We start from the raw sequence: 17165 nt of genomic DNA, 5'->3' as shown, positions 1-17165 counted from the left end.
GGTCCGCCGACGCGGCACCGGCCCGCCGACGCGGCCCCGAGCCTCCAGGCAGCGGCTCGGCGGACCCCGACGGCCGGGAGGCACGGGGTTACGTCACGCAACGGATGCGCCCGCCGCAGGGCGGCTGGGACGCTCCTCCTGACGGTTCCCGACCAGGAGCCGCCGCCGTGTGGACGGTCGTTCCGCGTGGCGCTGGTGCCGCGGCCGAGTGGTCCGGCCGACGACCGCCGGGAGGCACTGTGCCCGACCCCTCCGAGTACGTCGTCGCGCTCGCCGGGCCTCGACCGTGCTCGGACCGCGGGGCACCCTCACCACCGGCATCGCCGCGGCAGCGGTGCTCGCGACCGCGCACGGCGTGTACCAGGAGCGGCGGTACGCCCGTGTGCTGGTCCTGCTCCAGCGCGACGCGGGCGCCGTCGTGCCCTGACGACGGCCCCTCGCCGCACCATCCCACTGCCGACGCCCTGCCGTGGTGGAGCCTGCTCCACCACGGACCTCCTGCCCACACCAGTGACCCGCCGCCCCGAACGAGATGGACTGACGCCATGACCGAACCACTCCTGCACGCCCAGGACCTGACCAAGTCCTTCGCCGGCCCGGAACAGTCCCGGGTCCCGGTGCTCCGCGGCGTGACACTGTCCGTCCTGCCGGGCGAGTTCGTCGCGATCGTCGGACCGAGCGGATCCGGCAAGTCGACCCTGCTCTACTGTCTGTCCGCACTGGAGCCCTACGACAGCGGCTCGGTGTCCATCGCCGGTCAGCGGCTCGAGTCGCTCCGTCCGAAGCAGCTGCAGGCACTGCGCCGCTCGACGGTCGGCTTCGTGTTCCAGTCCTTCAACCTCATCCCGTCGCTGACGGCACGGCAGAACATCGCGCTTCCCGCCAGCCTGGCGCACCGGCCGGTCTCGGCGACGGACGTCGACGCGGCCCTGGCAGCGGTGGGCCTGGCGGACCGGGGCGACCACCGCCCGGGCAGCCTGTCGGGCGGCCAGCAGCAGCGGGTCGCGATCGCCCGCGTCCTGGCGTCCGAGCCGGACGTCGTCTTCGCGGACGAACCGACCGGCGCCCTCGACACCACCGCCGGGGACGCTGTCCTCGGTCTGCTCCGTCAGGTGGCCGCCGGTGAGCGAGCGGTCGTGATGGTCACGCACGACCTGGAGGCCGCGGCCCGGGCCGACCGCGTCCTCGTCCTCCGCGACGGCACCATCCACCGCGAACTCGTCCGGCCGGACGCCGCCGAGGTCCTCGAGGCGCTCACCGCGGCCGCGCAGGAGGCCTGAGATGCTCCGACTCGTCCTCAGCGACCTCCGGTACAACGTCGGCATCTGGATCGGCGCACTCGTCGTGAGCGCGGCGACCGCTGCTGCTGCTGCCGTCGCCGCCGGGATGCTCGAGACCGGCTTCGTCCTCGTGCAGGGTGGCGGCGAGCGTGATCTCCTCCGGGCCGGCGGACTCGCGACGCTCGCCTCACTCGTCGTGGTGCTGACGGTGGTCGCCGTGACCGCGGTCCTCGGCAGCGTGACCCGTCTGACGATCGACCTGCAGCGCCGTGGGTACGCCCTCTGGCAGCTTGTCGGTGTGCCGTCCGGCACCGTGACCCTGGTCGTCCGTCTGCAGCTCGGCGTCGTCGCGCTCATCGGCAGCACGATCGGGTGCCTCGTCGCGGCCCCGTTCGTGCCGGTCTTCCTGCACTACGGGCTCTCCGCCTCGGACGGGCTCCGGAGCCTCGACGAGCGCTTCAGCCCGGTCAGCGGTGTCGCGGTCGTGGTGGCCGTCACCGCCGTGGTGGTCCTCAGCAGCCTCCGGGCCTCCCGGCTGGCCGGCCTGGTCCGTCCGATCGAGGTGCTCCGCGAACCGGAAGCCGCCCGACGCCGCAAGGGATGGCGGCGCTGGGCCGCCGGCATCGTGGCGCTGGGCCTCGCGACGCTGATGACGCTCGGCCTCGCCGCCAGCGGCGTCCGGGCGGGAGCACAGGTCCTGCTGGTCGGACCGCTCGTCACCGCGGCCTTCGTCGCCATCGGTCCGACGGTGTTCCCGTCCGTCCTCCGGGCGTGGACCGCCGTGGTGCCAGCGCACCGCTCGGCCTCGTGGTTCCTCGCTCGGAACGCGGCCGGTTTCGCCGTCGGCCGGAGCAGTGCGACGGTCAGCGCGCTCGTCATGACGATCGCCCTGCCCGGGAGCATCACCGCCGGTTTCGCGACCCTCGGCGATGCGGTCGAACGCACGACCGGCAGGTCGCTGGGCGGTATCGACACGCAGAGCTTCCTGCTCATGCTCGGTGGGCCGCTGCTCGTCTCGCTGTTCGGCGCGGCCGCCACGGTCCTGATGGCGGGACGGACGCGGGAGCAGGAGGCCGCACTCGTCGAGGCCGCCGGCGGTTCCCGCGGGATCGTGCTCGCCCGCGCTGCCTGGGAGTCCGTGATCCTCGTCGGCACGGCGGTCATCGTCGCCGCGGCCGTCCTCGTCGTGACCAGCGTCGGTCAGGCTCTCGCCCTCGGCGTGACGACACCGGGCACGCTCCCGCACCTGGGCCTGTCGGCCGCGCTCCCGGCTGCGCTCGTCAGTGCCGTGCTCATGGTCGCCGCCGGCACACTCCCCCTGGTCACCGGCGCCCGACGCAGCATCCCGCTCGTCCTCGCCGCTGACTGACCCCGTTCCCCGCTCCCGATCCCCTCCCCAGGAAGAACCATGCGCATCCTCTTCTCCGCTGTCCCGGCCCTCGGGCACCTCCTGCCCCTCGTCCCCCTCGCCCGTGCGGCACAGACCGCCGGACACGACGTCGCCCTGCTCACCAGCGAAGGCATGCGCGACGCGCTGTCGGTCGAGCTGCCGACGGTCCCCGTGCTGGCAGCCGGCCCGATGCCCGGCGAGCTCTTCGCCGAGGTGGGCCGCCGCATCCCCGGGAGCGACCCCGCGAACCGGCCGGAACCCGCGGCCGTGGCGGAGTTCTTCGCCGGCACCCGCGTCGACCTGACCATCGACGACGCCGTGCGGGTCGCGACCGACTGGGCACCCGACGTCATCGTCGCGGACGCCGTCGACCTGGTGGGGCCCCTCGTCGCGGCGCAGCTCGGCGTGCCGTACGCGGTCGTCGCCTTCGGGCCCGAGGTCCCGGAGGTGTTCCGGCAACCGATGACGGATCTGGTGCTACCACGCTACGAACGGCGAGGACTGCTCCCCGCACCGCCCGTCGCGCTCCTCGACCCCACCCCGGTGACACTGCAGGCCCCCGGCTGGACGCCCTCGCCGATCACCATCCCCTTCCGGTCCGAGCCGCACAGCCGTCCCGAGCCGCACAGCGGTCCCGGAGCGGCCGCAGCACCGGTCCTGTTCCCTGTCGCCGACCGGCGGCCTCGCGTCCTGGTGACGCTCGGCACCGTCTTCGGCGATGCCGCTCTGCTGCGGGCGATCCTCGACGGCTTCCACCCCGACGAGGTGGACGTCGTGGCCACCGTCGGCGTGATCGGCGAGCCCCTGGCGGACACCGAGCACGTGCGCTTCGTGCCGTTCCGCCCGATGCGCGACCTGTTGGACGGCGTCGACCTCGTCGTCAGCGCCGCCGGGGCCGGCACCGTGCTCGCCGCGGCGACTGTGGGCATCCCGATGGTGCTGCTCCCGCAGGGTGCGGACCAGTTCATCAACGCCGCCCGGGCAGCGGCAGCCGGGACGGCGGTGGTCGTCGACGAGCCCGGAGCAGTGGGGCCGGCCGTGCACCGGATGCTGGCCGGACGAGACCACTTCGACGCGGCCCGTCGGCTGAGCGCCGAGACGCGGCAGCGCCCGAGCGCGGCAGAGGCGGTCAGAGCACTGGTGGACCGGGTCCTGCAGGCCGAGACGCCGCACCAGGCCGGCCCCGGGCATCTGACCGACTCCGGGCACCAGGGTGCGGAGCGCGCCGGGGCCTGAGCGTGCCTCCCGTCAGCTGGCGGGGTGGGACACCGCCTGCGTGAAGCGCTGCGCGAGCTCGTCGTCGTGGTCGCCCAGACGCATCCCGAGGAGCGTGTTGATGAGCATCCCCTTCGCCAGGAACGCCTCGGCGGCGGCCAGGGACAGCCCGGCGTCGTCGACGAGGAAGCGGAGGATCCGGGTGAAGCCGTCCCGCGCCACCGGCCCGATCACCGGGTCGGCGCCGAGCATGTACGCCTGCATCACGATGAGGTGCACGCCGTCCTCGGTGGCGAGGGTCCGGTAGGCCTCACCCAGGCGTGCCGTGGCCGTCCGCTGTGGTCCGTCGTGGAGGGCTGCGCGGAAGGTGTCGAGCACGGCCTCCAGGCACCCGTCGATGACGGCGAGGAACAGGTTCTCCTTCGAGCCGAACATCCGGACCACGTAGGGCTGGCTGATCCCGGCGGCCTGCGCGATCCGTTCCGTGGTGGCGCCGTGGTAGCCCTCGCGGGCGAACACCGCGGCCGCCGCGGCGAGTGTCGCCTCACGCCGCTGGCTGCCCGCCATGCGTTCCGCCGTCTTCGGGAGGGAACCCCTTGCTGTCGTCATGTCACGAGGGTATCATCCGATGCCATGAGTAATGAATCGATTACTAACCGGATGACACCGCCCGCTCCACACCCGCCGCTCCGCCGGGTCCTCCCGGTCCTGATCACCCAGGTGATCGTCGCGATGACCGTCGCCGGCGCGTTCGCGGGGCTCTACATCGGGCTCCAGAAGTCGCCCGTCCCGCACCACCTCCCCGTCGCCGTGGCGAACGCACAACTGGCCCGTGCCGCCACCACCGCGCTCGGTGACTCGGCCGACGTGCGCAGCGTCAGGACAACCACCGCGGCCGAGGAGCTCGTGCGTTCCCACGACGTCGTCGCCGCGCTCGTCCCGGAAGCCGACGGGTCGACGCTGTACACCGCCGGTGCGAACGGACGGAGCGCCACCGCCGCCGCGACGACGATGCTCAGCCGGGTCGCACAGGCCGGCGGCAGCGACATCGTCCGCACGCAGGACCTCGTCCCGCTGTTCACCAGCGACTCGCAGGGGATCGCCGGGTTCTACCTGGTGTTCGGCACCACGCTCGCGGCATTCATCCTGGCGCAGGTCATGAACGCCCTCGCCGCCCTCGCCCGGCTCCGGGTCCGCATCGTCGTGACCGTGGTGGGGAGTGTCGCCGCGGCGATCGTCGTGGCGGTGATCGCCGGTCCGGTCGACGGCGCCGTCCCGGCAGCGACCGGAGCCGTGATCGCGGTGCTGTCGCTCCTCGCGGTCGCGGTGTCACTGTCCACGCTCGCGATCACGTCGATCGTCGGACCGATGGGCGTCGTCCTCTCCACCCTGCTGTTCACCACCCTCGGCAACGCGACCAGCGGCGCGACGATCAGCAACCACCTGCTGCCGCCGGTGCTCGCCGCTGTCGGCGGGGCACTCCCCCCGGGGGCCGCGTTCGGAGCCGTCACGGCGACCAGCTACTTCGACGGCGCCGGTGCGGCGGGTGCGCTGGTCACGCTCGTCGTGTGGATCCTCGTCGCGTCCGTCGCCCTGTTCGTCGCGCACCGTGTCCGGAGCGCAGTTCGCGCACCGGTGCCGGTCAGCGAGCCGTCCACCCTCCGTCGATCGGCAGCGCGGTCCCGGTGACGAGCGATGCCCCCTCGCCGGCCAGGAACGTCACCGCCGCGGCGACCTCCTCCGGCTGCCCGATCCGGTGGAGTGCCGCGATGCGCTCGACCGTGTCGGTCCGGAACGCCGCGTCGGACAGGGCGGGAGCGGTGCCGTCCGTCTCGATGAAGGTCGGCGCCACCGCGTTCACCCGGATCCCGTACTGGCCCCACTCGACCGCCAGGCACTTGGTCAGGTGGATCACGGCGGCCTTGCTCAGGCAGTAGACCGACTCCCCCGGCAGGGCGACGAGGCCGGCCTGCGAGGCGACGTTCACGATCGATCCACCGCCGGCCGTCCGCATGTGCCGGGCGACGTACTGCGAGACGAAGAACGTCGACTTCGTCGTGAGCGCCCACACCGTGTCGAAGTGCTCCTCGGTGACGTCGAGCGCGTCCTCGACGATGCCACCGCCGGCGTTGTTCACGAGCACGTCGATGGTCCCGAGCTCCGTGACGACGGCGTCCACGGCGGCCCGACAGGAGGGCAGGTCGGTGACGTCCATCGCCACCACCGCCGCACGCCGGCCGATCGCGCGGATCTCGTCGGCGAGGCCGGCCGCTGCCTCGGGATCGCGGACACCGAGCGCGACATCGGCCCCGTGCGCGGCCAGGTCGAGTGCGACGGCGCGACCGATGCCGCGGGACGCCGCGGTCACCAGGGCGACGGATCCGGTCAGGGTGGTGGGCTGCATGGGGTGTCCTTCACGGGTCGGGCCGCCGGTCGTCGTCGGCACGGACGGGAGGCGCGACCAGCGTCGTCGCCGCCACCATCCTCCTGGAGACGGCCCGGGCGTGGAAGGATCCGGTGGTGCAGCAGACGACGCTCGACGACCTCCTCGACGGTCCCCGGTTCCGGACGCTCTGCCTCGCCGTGGCCGCGGGGCTCGACGAGGGCGTGCACCGGGCCGTCACGGCGCTCCTCGAGCCGATCACCGCGAGCTACGGGTTGCTCGCCGACCTCCGGCCGGAGCAGGACACTGCCGACGCTCTCGCCGCAGTCCTGTCCGATGTCGACGCGACGGAGCTCGCCTCGTGGACCGATCCGATGCGGTTCCTCCCCGTACTGCAGCACTCCGTCGACTCGGCGATGCCGTGGCAGCCGCCGTTCGTCGAGGACGCGATCACGGGCCTCCCGTCCGTGCGGAACGCACTCCGGGCTGTGGCTGAGGCGGTCGTCGCCTCCCCCGCCGCCTCGTGGTGGGGCACGGACGTCGACCGGACGGCGCAGTGGGTGACCCAGCCGGTGCGGAACGGTGTGCCGGAGGTCGTCGCGACCTCGGGGCCGATGGCTGAGGTGCTCGACCGGTGGCGGCGCAACGTCGTTGCCAGTGAAGGACGATCCCGCGTCGCCGGGCCCGTGGTGGACTCCGCTGGTGGCGCTTGGTGGTCGACGCCCCACGAGTTCGGTGACGAGCCCGGCGGAGCAGCGATCCTGCCGTCGTCGACGCGGCGCGTCGACGGCCTCGGCTCGTCCGGGTCGACCCTGGTCGAGGACTCCTTCGGCGACGACGAGGTCCTGCTCCGATCCCTGCAGCCGCCAGCCGGCGCCCGGGTGTTCGAAGTGCACGGCGCCGCGGACTGGGCACGCCTGGTCGAGCGCTACCCGATGCCGGCGCGGTGGGCACGACGGCGGGTGTGGTGGGAGTCGACCGGGCGCGAGGAGCACTGGTTCCTGCCCGACTACGAGGCCGTCGCGGCGGACCACGACGCCGTGCACGTGTCCGTGCAGGGCTACCTCGCCGCAGCCGGTCGGGCGATCGACGTCCACGGCGGTGCGACGATGCTCGCTGGCTGGTCACCGGACGAGACGTTCTGGCTGACCGACGACATCGTGATCGAGCCGGATGCGGAGCGGTGGCAGCTGCGCTCCGCCGGGGCCGAGGACGAGGACGAGGACGACGAGCCGAGGTGGGTTCGCACCTGACGCGGTGGCGACCGACTGCTCGCGGCCTGCTCAGGAACGGGAACGCGCCCGCTGGTGGTCCGCGCGCCGGGCGCGCCACTCGTCGTCCTGACGTTCCTGGGTCTGGCTCTTCTGCGCCGACCCGCGGACCCGGCCGTCGCGGCTGCATTCGTACCCGGTGCTGCCGACGACCGTGCCGTCCGCGTCGCGGTCCACCCACAGCCGGACCGGCTCGTCGTCGAGCCCTGCGAGGGTCAGGTCGGCATCGCGGAGGAACGCCCCCAGCTGCGCGACGTCGGCAGCCGACGCCGGGGTGAGGACCATGCTCCGATCCTGTCCGGTCCAGGCGGATCGCGGAAGCACCGACGATCCGCCTGCGGTCAGCTGATCCGCAGCTGCGACACCATCGGGCAGGTGAACGGGTCCCGCGCAGCGAGTCCGACGCGGTTCAGGTACGCGACGACGATGCCGTAGGAGCGCAGCAGCGTGGTCTCCGTGTAGGGCACGTCGAGGCTGTCGCAGTGGTCCCGGACCAGGAGCCGCGCCTGCTTGAGGGCGGGGCGGGGCATCGAGGGGAACAGGTGGTGCTCGACCTGGTAGTTCAGGCCGCCCATCAGGAACGACACCCACCAGCCGCCGCGGATGTTGCGGGACGTGCGGACCTGACGGGAGAAGAAGTCGACCTTCGCGTCGTGCGCGATGGTCGGCATGCCCTTGTGGTTCGGGGCGAACGAGGCGCCCATCATCACGCCGAACACGGCCAGCTGCACCCCGAGGAACGCACACGCCATCCCGAACGGCAGGAACCAGAACACGGCGGTCAGGTAGATGCCGAACCGGGCGACGAGCAGGGAACCCTCGATGATCCGGTGGCGGCGGTCCGCCGTGGTGCCGGTGCCGCTGACGACGGCCCGGACGGCGGACCAGTGCAGGTTGATGCCCTCCAGGGTGAGCAGCGGGAAGAACAGCCAGCCCTGGAACCGGGTGAACACGCCCTTCAGCCCGGTGACGGGTGCGTCTTCGGGGATGAAGGCGATGACGCCGGGCGCGATGTCCGGGTCCTTGCCGATCGTGTTCGGGTTGCCGTGGTGCCGGGTGTGCTTGTTCATCCACCACGAGTACGACAGGCCGACGAGGAAGGTCCCGACGTACCGGCCGGCCCGGTCGTTCCAACGCTGCGAGGCGAAGACCTGACGGTGCGCGGCCTCGTGGGACAAGAAGGCGAACTGCGTGAACAGGACCCCGAGGACGCCGGCGACGATCAGTTGGAACCACGAGTCACCGAGGAACGAGAACGCGACCCATGCGAGGGCGAGCGTCCCGATCAAGGACCCGAACAGCGACCAGTAGAACCCGGTGCGGCGACGGAGCAGGTCGTGCTCCTTCACCTGTGCCAGGACCGCCGAGTACGTCGATGTGCTCGAGCCCCGTCCGCTCGTCGCGGGACGGGTGCGGGTGTAGCCCGACTGGACTGGGGTGGTGGTCAACGAGGGACCGACCTTCCGTCATCGCGGCCCTTCGACCAGCGCAGAGGAGTTCACGCAATCGCGCTTGCGATGACGATATGGGTCGAAGATGCGAATCCACCGCCACCATGCGGAACTCATGGTGAATCGCCGTTGAACGCATCGGCCGTGCTTCGATGTGGGGATGCGACTGCACGCCGAGACAGCCGGGGACGGCGACGAGACGGTGGTGCTCCTCCACGGCATGACAGGCGCGGCGGAGAGCTGGTGGCGCATCACGGACCTCCTGGCCGACCGCGGCCTCCGTGTGGTCGCCCTCGACCTGCCCGGGCACGGACGCTCTCCGCGCAGTCCGACGATGACGGTCCTCGACGCCGCTGCAGCGGTGGCCGGGACACTCGACGTGCTGGGGGTCCGACCGGTCGCCACGCTCGGACACTCGTTCGGTGGCCTCGTGCTCACAGCGGCCGTCGCGACCGGACGGCTCGACGCCGGCGTCACGGTGTGCGTCGACGCCCCGCTCGGGACCCGCGGCGGGTACGACCGGGCCGAGGTGCAGGCCGAGTACGAGGCCGAACGGGACAGCCGGACCGAGGACCGGCTCCGCGCGGAGAAGCCGCACTACGGCGAGCGCGACTGTCAGGTGGAGGCACGGGCAGCCTCCCGGTTCGACCCGGTGACGGCGGCGGCCATCGCCGCGGGACCGGGTGGGACGTGGCCGCCGCGGCCGGGGTCGATCGTCGTCCGCGCGGACCCGAGCCACTTCGTCGACGACGCGACCGCTGCGGCGCTGACGGCGTCCGGTGTGGACGTCCGGAGCATCCCCGGTGCGGCGCACTCCGTCTGGTACAGCCACTTCGACGCCTTCGTGGCGACCCTGCCGGAGGTGTTCGACCGCTGACCTGCGCCGGGGACGGCGTCATGTGACGCAACCCGCGGTCATGTGTCGCAACAGAGCGAGGCCGACGCTGGCGGGGGTCGTACCGTCGCGGCATGAGCGACCCCCTCGACCGCGAGCAGGACACGACCTGGGCGACGGTCCACGAGCAGCAGACCCGCGCCGGACACACGCACCGGGGCGGTGCAGATGCCTGATCGCTTCGCCCTCGTCACGGCGCTGCGGGGAGCCGGGTGGCACCCCGCAGCGTGGCGTGCCGCCGACTCCGGCGCCGAACGGCTCCGCAGCCTCCGTCACTGGCGGGACGTCATCGTCGAACAGGACCGGCTCGGCGTCGACGCGGTGACCGTTGAGGACTCGTTCACCGCCGGCCCGCTCGGCGACGACGGCGACCTCGACGTGACGACCGTCGTCGGCGGGCTCGACGCCCTGCTCGTGACGGCTGCGGTCGCGCCCGCCACCCGGCAGATCGGTCTGGTACCGACGGTCAGCGTCACGCACACGGAACCGTTCCACGTCGCGACGAGCGTGCAGACCCTCGACCACGTCTCGAGCGGTCGGGCCGGCTGGCGTCTGCAGGTCAGTCCGACCGCTCGCGAGTCCGCGTTGTTCGGCCGCCGGACGTTCCCGACGACCACGTCGGCACCGGACGACGAGACGGCCGCCGCCCTGTTCGCGGAGGCGCGTGAGGTCGCCGAGGTCGTCTCGCGGCTCTGGGACAGCTGGGACGACGACGCGATCATCCGCGACGTCCGTACCGGTCGCTTCATCGACCGCGACCGGATCCACAACGCCGAGTTCCGGGGCGAGTTCGTCTCGGTGCACGGTGCGTCGATCGTCCCCCGGTCGCCGCAGGGTCGCCCGCCGGTGTTCGTCCTCACGCACCGCGCGGACGCGGCGTCGTTGGCGGTGGACGTCGCGGACGTCGTCCTGGTCACGCCCGGCTTCGACGGCCGGGAGGCGCGTGACCTGGTGACCGAGATCCGTCACCTGGAGGAGACGGACCCGTCGCGGACCTCCCGTCCGGTGATCGCGGACCTCGCGGTGCTCATCGAGCCGTCGAGAGCCCTGGCCGAGGACGAACTGGCCGCGCTCGACGAGGCCGCCGGTCGGCCGTACGCGCTCGGGTCCGGGTCGGACGCCGCGGTGCTCGCGACCACCGTTCCGGAGCTGGTGGCGCGGATCGGTTCGCTCCGCGATGCCGGGATCGCCGGCGTCCGGCTCCGGCCGCTCCGCACGCCGCGGGACAGCACGGCCATCGCGCGCCAGCTGGTCCCGACCCTCGTCACCGCCGGCCTCCGTGCCGACGTCTCGTCCCGCCCCGTGGCCGACCTGCGCTCCCGACTCGGGATCGCCCCCGCGGTCAGCCGCCACGCCCGAACTCCGGAGGTCCGCGCATGAGCAAGCGCCAGGTCCACCTCGCCGCGCACTTCCCCGGCGTGAACAACACCACGGTCTGGAGCGACGACCGGGCGGAGAGCCAGATCGCGTTCTCGTCGTTCGAGCACTTCGCCCGGAACGCCGAACGCGGCCTGTTCGATTTCCTGTTCCTCGCCGAGGGGCTGCGGCTGCGGGAGCAGAAGGGCCGGATCCACGATCTCGACGTCGTCGGGCGCCCGAACACGCTGACGATCCTCGCGGCCCTGGCCGGCGTCACCGACCACATCGGTCTCGTCGGGACCCTGCAGACGACCTTCAACGAGCCGCTCGAACTCGCGAAGCAGTTGGCGACCCTCGACCACCTCAGTGGTGGCCGAGCCGGGTGGAACGTCGTCACGAGCTCGGACGCCTTCCACGGGGCGAACTTCCGACGCGGTGGCTTCCTGGACCACGCCGACCGCTACACCCGGGCCGCGGAGTTCGTCGACACCGCTCGGGACCTCTGGGACTCGTGGCAGGCCGACGCGGCCGTCGTGGACCGTGCGTCGGGGCGCTTCGCCGACCGCTCCCGGATCCGCGACGTGGACCACCACGGGCCACAGTTCGACGTGACCGGGACGTTCCCGGTGCCGCGGAGCCCGCAGGGGCGCCCGGTGGTCGTGCAGGCGGGCGACTCCGACGAGGGCCGGCACCTCGCTGCGACCCGGGCGGAGGTGGTGTTCTCGCTGCACACCGAGTTCGAGGACGCCCGACGGTTCTCCGAGGACCTCCGGACCCGGCTACAGCGGGCCGGACGGTCGGCGGACGACCTGGTGATCCTGCCGGGGGCGACGTTCGTCCTCGGTGACACCACCGCCGAGGCCGAGGAGCGTGCACGGGCCATCCGACGTGCCCAGGTGAGTCCGGCGACCGCCATCGCGTTCCTCGAGCAGGTCTGGAACCGCGACCTCTCCGCGTACGACGTCGACGGTCCGCTTCCTGAAGTCGAACCGGACCTCGACGGTGGACCGATCACCCGCGGCCGGGTCCGGCACGTCCGTGACGTCGAGCCGCTGGTCCGGGGATGGCGCGAGCGTGCCGAGGCGGAACACCTGTCGATCCGGGACCTGGTGATCGAGGTGTCCACCCGGGGCGGCTTCGTCGGCACGCCGGAGCACATCGCCGCGGAGATCGACCGGTACGTGCAGGCGCGAGCGACCGACGGTTTCGTCGTCGTGCCGCACACGAACCCCTACGGGCTCGACGAGTTCGTGGACCGTGTCATCCCGCTGCTGCAGGAGCGGGGCGTGTACCGGCAGGCGTACGACCCGGACGCGACGCTGCGGCAGACCCTCGGGCTGGACGCAGCATGAGTCGCGTCCCGCTGTCGGTCCTGGACCTCGTGCCCGTCAGCGCGGGGTCGACCGCATCCGAAGCCCTCCACAACACCGTCGACCTGGCTCGCGAGGCCGAAGCCGCCGGCTACGCCCGGTACTGGCTCGCCGAGCACCACCTGAACCCGGGCGTCGCGGGCAGCGCGCCGAACCTCGTGATGGGTGCGGTCGCCGCCGCCACGTCGAGCATCCGCGTCGGCAGCGCGGCCACCCTCGTCGGCAACGTCCGAGCGCTGCAGATCGTCGAGGCCTTCGGTACGCTCGTCGGCCTCCACGGCCCGCGGTTCGACCTCGGCCTCGGCCGCTCCGGCGCGCCGGCGCCCAGCACGGGTGTCCGCCCGCCGGCACCGGCGACGGCAGCCGCGCGGTCGGACGAGGTCGTGGACGGTCTCGTCGTGCCGGCCCCGTTCCCGTTCCGTGTCGCGCCGGGCAGCCGGTTCGCCCTCCAGGGCGAACTCCTCGGCCGCGTGCCCGGGGACGTGGAGCGCTTCGCCGGCGAACTCACCACGATCCGCGCCTTCTTCGCGGGCACCTTCGAACGGGACGGTGTCGTCCTCGAGGCGACCCCTGCCTCCCGTCCGGACTCGGCTCCGGAGCTGTGGATCCACGGGTCCACCGGTGGCGAGAGCGCCCGGATCGCCGGTTCCCTCGGACTCCCCTACGGTGCGAACTACCACTCCTCACCCGGCACCGTGCTCGACTCGGTCCGGGCCTACCGGGAGGCGTTCCGACCGGGCGTCCTCGACGCGCCGCACGTCGTCGTGTCAGCGGACGTCGTCGTCGCCGACACGGAAACGGAGGCGACGCGGCTGGCCCGCGGGTACGGCGCCTGGGTGCGATCCATCCGCTCGGGCGTCGGCGCGATCCCGTACCCGTCCCCCGACGACGCCCCGGAGCTGTCCGATGACCTCGTCGCCACGGTCGCCGACCGCCTGGCGACCCGATTCGTCGGGACACCCGAGCACGTCGTGGAGCGGCTGGAGACCCTGCGCCGGGTGACGGGCGCGGACGAGCTGCTCGTCACCACGATCACCCATGCGCACGACGCCCGTGTCCGGTCGTACCGGCTGCTCGCCGACGCATGGGGCGCCTGAGACCCGAGGTCGAGAAGACGGGAGGCCGGCCAGCGGATCGCTGACCGGCCTCCCATCGTCCCGTCACCCGTTGTCGAGCGGCAGGCCGGGAGGGTTCACCTCGGACCGCGGGACCGCTTCGTTCGACAGGTTGTAGGTCTGCAACCAGGTGGCGTACGCCCCGTCGTCGATGAGTTCGTCGATCGCCTTCTGCAGCGGCTCGACCAGGCCGTTGTCCTTCTTCGTCGTCGCCGCGATGAGGCCCTGCAGTGACGACCCGGCGCCGGAGTACGTCCCCGCCGTCTTCGTCGGGTTCGCCGTCCCGTCGCTCTGGGTGTTCTGGTACGCGATGGAGGGGTTCGGCCCGAACGCGGCGTCGATCTTCCCCGAACGCAACGCCAGCAGCGTCGCGTTCGCATCGGGGTAGTACTTCACCGTCAGGGTCTCGCCGGCGGCCTCGAGCTGCTTCTGCCACTCCAGCAGGATCTTCTCCTGGTTCGTGCCGGAGGACACGGCGACCGTCTTGCCCGCCAGGACCGACGGGTCACCCGCGAAGGTCCAGTCGGACGACTCCGGCACCTGGAACGCCAGGTTGTCCTGCCGGTAGGACGCGAAGTCGTACTTCTCCTTCCGTTGCTCGGTGTCCGTGACGTTCGAGAAGCCGACGTCGACCCGGCCGGTGTCGATGCCGACGAACAGGTTGTCCCACGTGGAGTTCTGCACCTTCGGCTCGAGCCCGAGCTTCGCGGCGACCAGGCGGCCGAGGTCGGGCTCCGCACCGGTCAGGGTCTTCTGGTCGTCGCCCGTGAACGCGAGGGGCGGGAAGCCGGCCGGCAGTGCCCCGATGCCGATGACGAGTTCGCCCGACTTCCGCACCGTGGAGGGCAGGGCGTCGTGGAGTGCCGCGTCCTCCTGCACGGTGATCCGGGTCTCCTTCGCCGCGCCGTTCGACGCCGCGCCGATGGTCACCGTTCCGTCGGGGGACGGTGCGTCGGCGTTCGCGGACGGGCTGCATCCGGTGAGGGCGACGGCCACTCCGGCGGCGAGGACGAGCGCGCCGGCGTGTGTGCGCCAGCGGGGTGTGTGGATGCGGGACATGGTTCTCCTGGGTCGTGGTGGGGCATGCTGCGGTCTGGGTCCGGATCCCGGTCAGGTTCCGGTCCGTCCGTCGTTGGTCTGCTCAGCGCAGGCGTGCGAGGAACGAGCGCGTCCGGGGGTGCTGCGGGTCGTCGAGGACCGCTGCCGGCGGTCCCTGTTCGACGACCCGGCCGTGGTCGAGGAACACGACGTGGTCCGCGACCTCCCGGGCGAACGCCACCTCGTGGGTGACGATGACGAGCGTGGTACCCGTCGCGGCGAGGTCCCGGATGACCCCGAGCACCTCGCCGACCAGTTCCGGGTCGAGCGCGGAGGTCGGCTCGTCGAGCAACACCACCTCGGGCGACAGGGCGAGTGCCCGCGCGATCGCGACCCGCTGCTGCTGCCCGCCCGACAGCTGACGGGGACGGGCGTCGGCGCGGTCGGCGAGCCCGACCTGGTCGAGGAGAACCCGAGCCCGCTGCTTCGCGGCGTCCGCTGCCACCCCCTGCGCGATCGGTCCTTCGGCGACGTTCTCGAGCGCGGTCAGGTGCGGGAAGAGGTTGAAGTGCTGGAACACGAACCCGATCCGGGCGCGCTGCCGCAGGATCGCCCGTTCGGGCAGCTCCCGGTACCGAACCGTGCCGTCACGGCCCCGGTGCAGACGGACCCCGATGGTCTCGTCGCCGATCGTCACCACGCCGCGGTCGAGCGGTTCCAGGTGGTTGACCGCCCGGAGGAGCGTGGACTTCCCCGAGCCGGAGGGCCCGATGACGACGGTCACGCTGCCGGCCGGCAGGTCGAGGTCGATGCCGTCGACGACGCGGTGGTCGCCGTACGCCTTCACGGCACCGCTGATGCTGATCGTCGCGGACATCAGATGGCCTTCCCGTCGTTGTCGTCCGTCGTCGTGACCGCAGCGCTCGTCCGGACCTCCGGTCGGTGTCGCCGGACCGCCGACCACACCCGCTGCAACGGTGTCGGGGGCAGCACCCGGACCGTGCCGCGGGCCGTCCACCGTTCGACGTGGTACTGGACGACGGACACGGCGCTCGTGAGCACGAGGTACCAGATCGTCGCGACGACGAGCAGCGGGATGATGTCCGTCGGGTAGGTGCTGCTGAGGTTCTGCACCACCCCGAACAGGTCGAGCAGGGACACGTAGAACAGCAGCGAGCTCGCCTTGAGGAGCCCGACGACCTGGTTCACGAACGCGGGGACGATCGACCGCAGCGCCTGCGGCAGCACGATGCGCAGGAACTGCCGGTGCCGCGGCAGCCCGAGGGCCTGTGCTGCCTCTCGCTGGCCGTGGTCGACGGCGAGGACCCCGGCGCGGACGATCTCGGACGCGTAGGCGATCTCGCTGAGGCTCAATGCAGTCACCCCGATCGCCAGGTCGCTGAGCAGGTTCGCCGTCGGGACCGAGAACTGCGGTCCGAACGGGATCCCGATCCCCACCGACGGGTACAGGTTGCCGAGGTTGTAGAGGAACACCAGCACGAGGATCAGCGGCACCGACCGGAAGAGCCAGACGTACCCCCAGGCCAGGCTCGACAGGACCGGGTTGCGGGACAGCCGGGCGATCGCCAGCAGGACACCCGCGGCGAAGCTGATCACCGCGCTGAGGGCCGTCGCCACCAGGGTCAGCTGCAGGCCGGCGAGGATCGCGGGGCTGAACAGCCACTTCCCGACCCGCGGCCACTCCCAGGACGGGTTGGTGAACAGCGTCTGCGCGAGGTTCAGGAGCACGACGAGCACGAGCGCGGCGGTGACCCACCGCAGCGGGTGCCGCAGCGGCACGACCGGGCGGTCACGAGCCGCAGCCACGGTTGACGCTCCCGTTCCCGTCTGCGCGGCGGGCGCGGCAGGCGCAGCCGGCGTCAGGGCCTTCTCGAACGGGTGGATGCCGACCTCCTCCGCCGGCAGCGTGAGGTCGTACAGCGGGGTGTACCCGAGCCGGCGGTACAGGCGGACCGCCTCGGGCTGACGCGGCCCCGTCGTCAGGTACACGCGCGAGTACCCGCGGCCACGAGCCTCCGACTCGAGTTCCCGGACCACCTCGGCGGCGAGACCGCGCCCGCGTTCCGACGGGGCCGTCCAGATGCGCTTCAACTCCACGGTCTGCTCGTCGTACGGCTTGAACGCACCCCCGGCGACGAGCTGGCCACCCTCGTACAGCAGGACGAACGTGCCGAGCGGCGCGGTGAACTGCTCCGGCGGGTACCGGTGGATCTCCACCGACGCCGGTTCCCCCAGGTCGTCGCCGTAGCGGTCGTCGTACTCGCGCTCGAGGTCGGCGAGCATCGGAGCGGCAGCCGGGTCGTCCGGCCGCACCGTGCGGAAGGTGAGCGTCCGGGATCGCACTCGTGTGGCGGCTGACGTGTCGGTCATCATGTCC

The 17165-nt window shown here is 72.3% G+C and carries 17 protein-coding genes; 10 read left to right on the top strand and 7 right to left on the bottom strand.

The genetic code is table 11. The features are described from left to right. Positions 1–286: 286 nt before the first annotated feature. The 4 genes from DEJ33_RS17110 to DEJ33_RS04280 all read left to right on the top strand — a co-directional run bounded on the left by DEJ33_RS17110 (position 287) and on the right by DEJ33_RS04280 (position 3906). The gene (locus DEJ33_RS17110) at positions 287–427 is read left to right on the top strand and encodes a hypothetical protein (RefSeq protein ID WP_181432764.1); all 141 of its coding nucleotides are present in this window, start codon (positions 287–289) and stop codon (positions 425–427) included. A gap of 118 nt (positions 428–545) precedes the next feature. Further along, positions 546–1280: an ABC transporter ATP-binding protein gene (locus tag DEJ33_RS04290; protein ID WP_111194335.1), complete on the top strand. Its 735-nt coding sequence runs from the start codon at positions 546–548 to the stop codon at positions 1278–1280. A gap of 1 nt (position 1281) precedes the next feature. Further along, positions 1282–2649 (top strand): FtsX-like permease family protein, encoded by a 1368-nt coding sequence (locus DEJ33_RS04285; RefSeq protein ID WP_111194334.1) that lies wholly within the window; start codon positions 1282–1284, stop codon positions 2647–2649. Between the two features lie 39 nt (positions 2650–2688). After that, positions 2689–3906 carry a glycosyltransferase gene (locus tag DEJ33_RS04280; protein WP_111077916.1) on the top strand — a complete coding sequence of 406 codons (1218 nt, stop codon included), beginning with the start codon at positions 2689–2691 and terminating at the stop codon, positions 3904–3906. A gap of 12 nt (positions 3907–3918) precedes the next feature. Here the strand turns inward: DEJ33_RS04280 and DEJ33_RS04275 are convergent, their stop codons facing one another. Next, the gene (locus DEJ33_RS04275) at positions 3919–4494 is read right to left on the bottom strand and encodes a TetR/AcrR family transcriptional regulator (RefSeq protein WP_111077917.1); all 576 of its coding nucleotides are present in this window, start codon (positions 4492–4494) and stop codon (positions 3919–3921) included. Positions 4495–4518: 24 nt separating this feature from the next. Here DEJ33_RS04275 and DEJ33_RS04270 point away from each other — a divergent pair, with 24 nt between their 5' ends. Next, complete coding sequence (locus tag DEJ33_RS04270) at positions 4519–5574, top strand: hypothetical protein (protein WP_146242518.1); 1056 nt, start codon at positions 4519–4521, stop codon at positions 5572–5574. Here the strand turns inward: DEJ33_RS04270 and DEJ33_RS04265 are convergent. Further along, entirely contained in the window at positions 5528–6289 is a 762-nt protein-coding gene (locus DEJ33_RS04265) for an SDR family NAD(P)-dependent oxidoreductase (protein WP_111077919.1), read from the bottom strand. The genes DEJ33_RS04270 and DEJ33_RS04265 overlap by 47 nt on opposite strands. Positions 6290–6405: 116 nt before the next feature. Between DEJ33_RS04265 and DEJ33_RS04260 the strand changes: the two genes are divergently transcribed. After that, positions 6406–7521: a hypothetical protein gene (locus DEJ33_RS04260; RefSeq protein ID WP_146242517.1), complete on the top strand. Its 1116-nt coding sequence runs from the start codon at positions 6406–6408 to the stop codon at positions 7519–7521. A gap of 30 nt (positions 7522–7551) precedes the next feature. On the opposite strand, the gene DEJ33_RS04255 is transcribed toward DEJ33_RS04260, so the two are convergent. Beyond that, complete coding sequence (locus tag DEJ33_RS04255) at positions 7552–7824, bottom strand: hypothetical protein (protein WP_111194331.1); 273 nt, start codon at positions 7822–7824, stop codon at positions 7552–7554. A 56-nt stretch (positions 7825–7880) separates the two neighbouring features. Further along, the gene (locus DEJ33_RS04250) at positions 7881–8987 is read right to left on the bottom strand and encodes a fatty acid desaturase family protein (protein WP_375342139.1); all 1107 of its coding nucleotides are present in this window, start codon (positions 8985–8987) and stop codon (positions 7881–7883) included. 163 nt (positions 8988–9150) lie between these two features. Here DEJ33_RS04250 and DEJ33_RS04245 point away from each other — a divergent pair, with 163 nt between their 5' ends. From DEJ33_RS04245 to DEJ33_RS04230, 4 genes are all read left to right on the top strand, one after another. Continuing rightward, positions 9151–9867: an alpha/beta hydrolase family protein gene (locus DEJ33_RS04245; RefSeq protein ID WP_111077921.1), complete on the top strand. Its 717-nt coding sequence runs from the start codon at positions 9151–9153 to the stop codon at positions 9865–9867. 186 nt (positions 9868–10053) lie between these two features. Further along, a complete protein-coding gene (locus DEJ33_RS04240) occupies positions 10054–11265 on the top strand; it encodes an LLM class flavin-dependent oxidoreductase (RefSeq protein ID WP_111194330.1) in 1212 nt (403 codons plus the stop codon). After that, positions 11262–12596, top strand: coding sequence for an NtaA/DmoA family FMN-dependent monooxygenase (locus DEJ33_RS04235; protein WP_111194329.1), 1335 nt, complete (start codon positions 11262–11264; stop codon positions 12594–12596). Before DEJ33_RS04240 ends, DEJ33_RS04235 begins: the two co-directional genes overlap by 4 nt. After that, positions 12593–13711 (top strand): LLM class flavin-dependent oxidoreductase, encoded by a 1119-nt coding sequence (locus DEJ33_RS04230; RefSeq protein WP_111194328.1) that lies wholly within the window; start codon positions 12593–12595, stop codon positions 13709–13711. The genes DEJ33_RS04235 and DEJ33_RS04230 overlap by 4 nt, the downstream gene beginning before the upstream one ends. A 63-nt stretch (positions 13712–13774) precedes the next feature. Here the strand turns inward: DEJ33_RS04230 and DEJ33_RS04225 are convergent, their stop codons facing one another. The 3 genes from DEJ33_RS04225 to DEJ33_RS04215 all read right to left on the bottom strand — a co-directional run bounded on the left by DEJ33_RS04225 (position 13775) and on the right by DEJ33_RS04215 (position 17158). Then, complete coding sequence (locus tag DEJ33_RS04225; protein WP_111194327.1) at positions 13775–14788, bottom strand: ABC transporter substrate-binding protein; 1014 nt, start codon at positions 14786–14788, stop codon at positions 13775–13777. An 82-nt stretch (positions 14789–14870) separates the two neighbouring features. After that, positions 14871–15644: an amino acid ABC transporter ATP-binding protein gene (locus tag DEJ33_RS04220; protein ID WP_111194326.1), complete on the bottom strand. Its 774-nt coding sequence runs from the start codon at positions 15642–15644 to the stop codon at positions 14871–14873. Continuing rightward, entirely contained in the window at positions 15644–17158 is a 1515-nt protein-coding gene (locus tag DEJ33_RS04215) for a GNAT family N-acetyltransferase (protein ID WP_181437247.1), read from the bottom strand. Before DEJ33_RS04215 ends, DEJ33_RS04220 begins: the two co-directional genes overlap by 1 nt. Between the last annotated feature and the right edge of the window lie 7 nt (positions 17159–17165).

Source organism: Curtobacterium sp. MCPF17_047 (assembly GCF_003234045.1).
Lineage (GTDB): Bacteria > Actinomycetota > Actinomycetes > Actinomycetales > Microbacteriaceae > Curtobacterium.
Note: the sequence above shows the minus strand (reverse complement) of the source record. Positions and strands in the feature narration are given on the sequence as shown.

Bases quoted from the DNA above. Each gene is read 5' to 3' on its own strand.
- DEJ33_RS04225 (WP_111194327.1), bottom strand. From the start codon at position 14,788: ATGTCCCGCATCCACACACCCCGCTGGCGCACACACGCCGGCGCGCTC.
- DEJ33_RS04265 (WP_111077919.1), bottom strand. From the start codon at position 6,289: ATGCAGCCCACCACCCTGACCGGATCCGTCGCCCTGGTGACCGCGGCG.
- DEJ33_RS04245 (WP_111077921.1), top strand. From the start codon at position 9,151: ATGCGACTGCACGCCGAGACAGCCGGGGACGGCGACGAGACGGTGGTG.
- DEJ33_RS04275 (WP_111077917.1), bottom strand. From the start codon at position 4,494: ATGACGACAGCAAGGGGTTCCCTCCCGAAGACGGCGGAACGCATGGCG.
- DEJ33_RS04270 (WP_146242518.1), top strand. From the start codon at position 4,519: ATGAGTAATGAATCGATTACTAACCGGATGACACCGCCCGCTCCACAC.
- DEJ33_RS04255 (WP_111194331.1), bottom strand. From the start codon at position 7,824: ATGGTCCTCACCCCGGCGTCGGCTGCCGACGTCGCGCAGCTGGGGGCG.
- DEJ33_RS04240 (WP_111194330.1), top strand. From the start codon at position 10,054: ATGCCTGATCGCTTCGCCCTCGTCACGGCGCTGCGGGGAGCCGGGTGG.
- DEJ33_RS04220 (WP_111194326.1), bottom strand. From the start codon at position 15,644: ATGTCCGCGACGATCAGCATCAGCGGTGCCGTGAAGGCGTACGGCGAC.
- DEJ33_RS04285 (WP_111194334.1), top strand. From the start codon at position 1,282: ATGCTCCGACTCGTCCTCAGCGACCTCCGGTACAACGTCGGCATCTGG.
- DEJ33_RS04235 (WP_111194329.1), top strand. From the start codon at position 11,262: ATGAGCAAGCGCCAGGTCCACCTCGCCGCGCACTTCCCCGGCGTGAAC.
- DEJ33_RS04290 (WP_111194335.1), top strand. From the start codon at position 546: ATGACCGAACCACTCCTGCACGCCCAGGACCTGACCAAGTCCTTCGCC.
- DEJ33_RS04230 (WP_111194328.1), top strand. From the start codon at position 12,593: ATGAGTCGCGTCCCGCTGTCGGTCCTGGACCTCGTGCCCGTCAGCGCG.
- DEJ33_RS04280 (WP_111077916.1), top strand. From the start codon at position 2,689: ATGCGCATCCTCTTCTCCGCTGTCCCGGCCCTCGGGCACCTCCTGCCC.
- DEJ33_RS04215 (WP_181437247.1), bottom strand. From the start codon at position 17,158: ATGACCGACACGTCAGCCGCCACACGAGTGCGATCCCGGACGCTCACC.